1 protein-coding gene is annotated in these 4,333 nt (G+C 37.4%); it reads left to right on the plus strand.

The features are described 5' to 3' along the window. Window positions 1-378: 378 nt before the first annotated feature. Window positions 379-4,074: a metallophosphoesterase gene (locus tag WBN20_RS16285; RefSeq protein ID WP_424282448.1), complete on the plus strand. Its 3,696-nt coding sequence runs from the start codon at window positions 379-381 to the stop codon at window positions 4,072-4,074. Window positions 4,075-4,333: the final 259 nt, after the last annotated feature.

Consider the following 4,333-nt stretch of genomic DNA (forward strand, 5'->3'; position numbering starts at 1 on the left):
ATCTAGTTCTGTCGATAATAAATCAACAGCAAAGGCTTCAGTTTTCGCAAGAATTTCAGACATGCATCAAATTTATAAAACAAAAATTACAAATTATACGGTTTCTTCCAAAGTTATATAACTTCAACGAAGTTTATTTAAATCTGTTTAAAAATGAATAAGGAAAGTAATTCTCAGGTAATTCGCTTAATCTTAGTCTAATGATCGATCTTTTGGTTAATGGTTTGCAATTCTATAAGATTTCCTATCTTAAAAGTTCTTGTCTTTTTATAACGATTTTTAAATTCAATAAACACAGGATATTTAGGCTTTTACTTTGTATTTTAGCTTATATTTTGTGTATATAATTAATCCAAATTTAAATATCTTTCTATAAAAATGAATCGAATATTTAATTCATTTACGTTAGTAGTAAGCTTTTTAGTATTGTATTCCTGTGCTACCCATAAGTTGCAGTACAATGAAGAGGCTTTGATTCCACTACAATCTAAAAGTGAAGTGCAACACTCTTTCTATTTAATAGGAGACGCGGGGTATTCTCCCTTGGGATCAAAATCTGAGGCATTGCAATCTTTTGAAAAAGTATTGGCAAAAGCCTCAGAAAATAGTACAGCACTATTTTTAGGCGATAATATTTATCCAAAAGGTTTACCAAAGAAGGGAGCCAAGGGAAGAGAATTCGCAGAGCATCAGCTGAATGTTCAAACGGAGGTCGTAAAAGACTTTGCCGGGAGGCCAATTTTTATTCCGGGAAACCACGATTGGTACAATGGGGGACCAATAGGTCTTAAAAGACAGGAAGAATATATTGAGGATAAGCTTGGGAGAAACACCTTCCTTCCGGAGGATGGTTGTCCAATACGCAAAGTAGAAATTAATGATGAAGTAGAGTTAATAATTGTGGATACCGAATGGTACCTCACCAAATGGGATAAGTTTCCAACATTAAATGATAATTGTGAAATTAGAACCCGTAACCGTTTTTTTCTTGAATATGAAAGTCTTATTAAAAAAGCCAGAGGTAAAACAACGGTTATTGCGTTACATCATCCGTTGTTTACAAATGGCCCTCATGGCGGTCAGTTTTCAGTAGGGCAGCATATGACCCCAATTCCAATTTTGGGGACTCTAAAAAATGTTATCCGACGTGCCGGAGGTGTCTCTCCTGCAGATATACAATACAAAAGATATGATGAGTTTAGAGATCGTATAATTACTTTGTCTCAGGATAATGATAAAATAATTTTTGTTTCAGGACATGAACACAGCCTTCAATATTTGGTGGAATCTAATTTACCACAAATAATTAGCGGAGCCGGTTCTAAATCTACTCCAACACGGAATGTAGGCGGAGGCCAATTTTCTTACGGATCACCAGGTTATGCCAGATTGGATGTTTTTAAAGATGGTTCTTCCCACGTGAGTTTCTTCTCAACAAAAGACGATAAAATAGTATTTGAAACTGAGGTATTAAAAGAGGATCGTCCAATTGTAGCAGATTATCCGGATAACTTCCCAAAGGAAAAAACGGCTTCAATTTATACCAAAGAAGAAACCGATAAGGGCAAGACTTTTAAATGGCTATGGGGAGAACGTTATCGTAAATTATATAGCACAGAACTTACTGTGCCTGTTGTAAATCTGGATACACTATTTGGAGGCCTGAGTCCGTTGAGAAAAGGAGGAGGGCACCAGTCCAGTTCTTTGCGTTTCACAAACGATAAAGGGCAGGAATATATTATGAGGGCAATGCGTAAAGATGCGTTGCTTTATATACAAGCTGTTGGTTTTAAGAACCAATATGTTAAGAATGAATTTGAGGGCACAAAAACGGAAGAACTTGTATTGGACGTTTTCACAGGAGATCATCCTTATACCCAGTTTATTATCGGAGACTTAGCCGATGCCGTTGGGATATACCATACCAATCCTAGGTTATATTATGTGCCAAAGCAGAATGCTATAGGTCGTTTTAACGATGAATTTGGCGATGCACTTTATGCAATTGAGGAACGAACAGCAGACGGCCATGGAGATAAAGCCAGTTTTGGTTATGCCAATGAGATGATTAGTACTCTTGATATGTTGGAAAAATTGAAAAAGGATGAAGATCACAAAATAGATGAAACGACCTATGTGCGTGCGCGGCTATTTGATATGTTATTGGGTGACTGGGATCGACATCAGGATCAATGGCGCTGGGCAGCTTTTAAAGAAGATGGAGTGACTACTTATAAACCGGTGCCAAGAGATAGGGATCAGGCATTTTCAATTATGAATGATGGTTTTGCACTCGGACTGGCTACTCTACTGGCAGCCCCAGCACGTGTCTTAAATTCATACGAAGAAGATATCAAAGATGTACAATGGAGCAATTTAAATCCATATGTTCTCGATGTTGCCGTGATACAAGAATCAGACAAAGCAGTTTGGGATGAACAGGCGGCTTATGTAGCTTCTCATATTACTGATGAGGTCATAGATGCCGCATTTGAAAACTTACCCGATGAAGTGAAGGATGAGAATATGGAGGATATAAAGCGCAAGTTAAAAGGCAGGAGGGCTAATTTGCGAAAAATTTCTGATGCGTATTTTAAAGTGGTGAATAAACATTCCGTGGTAACGGGCACGGATAAGGATGATTGGTTCGAGATTGAAAGAATGCCCGAAGGCAAAACCAAAGTTACGGGCTATAGAATAAAGAAGGGTGAAAAAGGCCAGGTGTTTCATGAAAAAATATATGAAGCCGGAAGCACCAAAGAAATTTGGGTGTATGGTCTGGACGATGATGATTATTTTCACGTTGCCGGCGTAGGAGATCATCCTATAAAAATACGTATGATAGGAGGTTCTAATAATGATAGATATGAGGTGTTAAAAGGGAAAAAGACCCATATCTATGATTTTAGAAGTAAACCCAATACGCTGATTACTAAAAAGGGCAAACAGCATATTAGAGATGATTATGAGAATAATAATTATGACTATAGGAAGCCAAAATATAATGTTAATGCAATACTTCCATTAATAGGAATTAACCCGGATGATGGTTTAAAGATAGGCATTATAGCCGGGCATACTGCCTATGGCTTTGAGCGAAATCCGTTTACCTCCACCAACAGGATAGCAGCCGCCTTATATACATCTACGGGTGGATTTGATATACAATATCACGGAGAATTTGCTCATGTGGCAGGTAAATGGAATCTGGCAATTAATGGTATACTAACCAGTCCTAATTACAGCATAAACTTTTTTGGTTTTGGTAATTCTACACCGAATCCAAACGTTGAAGATGAGGATAATTTTAATCTGAATTACAATCGTGTCAAACTAGGAACATTAGGCGGTTTTGCGGGATTGGTATGGCATGGAGAGAATAATGGTGAATTTAGTATCGGGGTAAATTATAAATCCTATGAGCTGGAAGAGACCCAGGGAAGATATATAAATTTATTTTCTGATTTTATCCCCCAGGAAGAGAAAAATAATTTTATAGGTGCCGAAGCTGTTTACAGTTTTACTAATAGTGATAACCCTGCATTTCCAACCCTGGGGATGGAGGTGGAATTAAAAACCGGAATTACCTCCAATCTCGATAATTCAGATACATTTGGGTATGTTATTCCTACGCTGGGTTTTGCCTACAAAATATCATCAAACGGTCAATTGGTTTTTGCTACAAAGTCAAAGGCCCATCTAATTTTTGGGGATGATTTTGAGTTTTACCAGGCCGCGAGTATAGGTGGCAACGATGGCTTACGTGGTTATAGAAACGAGCGTTTTACGGGAAAATCATCCTTTTACCAGACCTCGGATCTCCGCTTTAATTTTAAAAGATACAAAACAGGACTAATACCGGTTGAAGTAGGTGTTTTTGGTGGTTTTGATATAGGTAGAATCTGGGTGGATGACAATCTGGTGGTTGACCCCTCCTTTAATCGAAATATCTGGAATACCTCCTATGGAGGTGGATTTTTTGTGAACGGAACAGATTTGATCACTGCTAACATAGGGCTATTTGGGTCTGACGACGGATTGCGATTTTATTTTGGATTTATTTTGGGACTATAGTCCAGATCTGATCTGAATATACTAGTTGTTCCTTGCAATTAGATAGTATATTTTTAGTAGCTTGGACGGCTTAAATAAATAATGTAAAAAATACTCCAATTGTTATGAAAAAAATTCTTACCATACTAGTGTTAATTGCTTTCTCCTTTGTGTTTCAAAATTGTGGCAGCGTAAAAGTTCGGGACTCATGGACAGCTGAAGAAGTGACGGTTGCTAAATTCAAAGAAAAGAATATTTTTGTTTTAGCAAGAACGGCAGA

Origin of the sequence: Eudoraea sp. (assembly GCF_049665975.1) — a bacterium.
Lineage (GTDB): Bacteria > Bacteroidota > Bacteroidia > Flavobacteriales > Flavobacteriaceae > Eudoraea.

Bases quoted from the DNA above. Each gene is read 5' to 3' on its own strand.
- WBN20_RS16285 (WP_424282448.1), top strand. From the start codon at position 379: ATGAATCGAATATTTAATTCATTTACGTTAGTAGTAAGCTTTTTAGTA.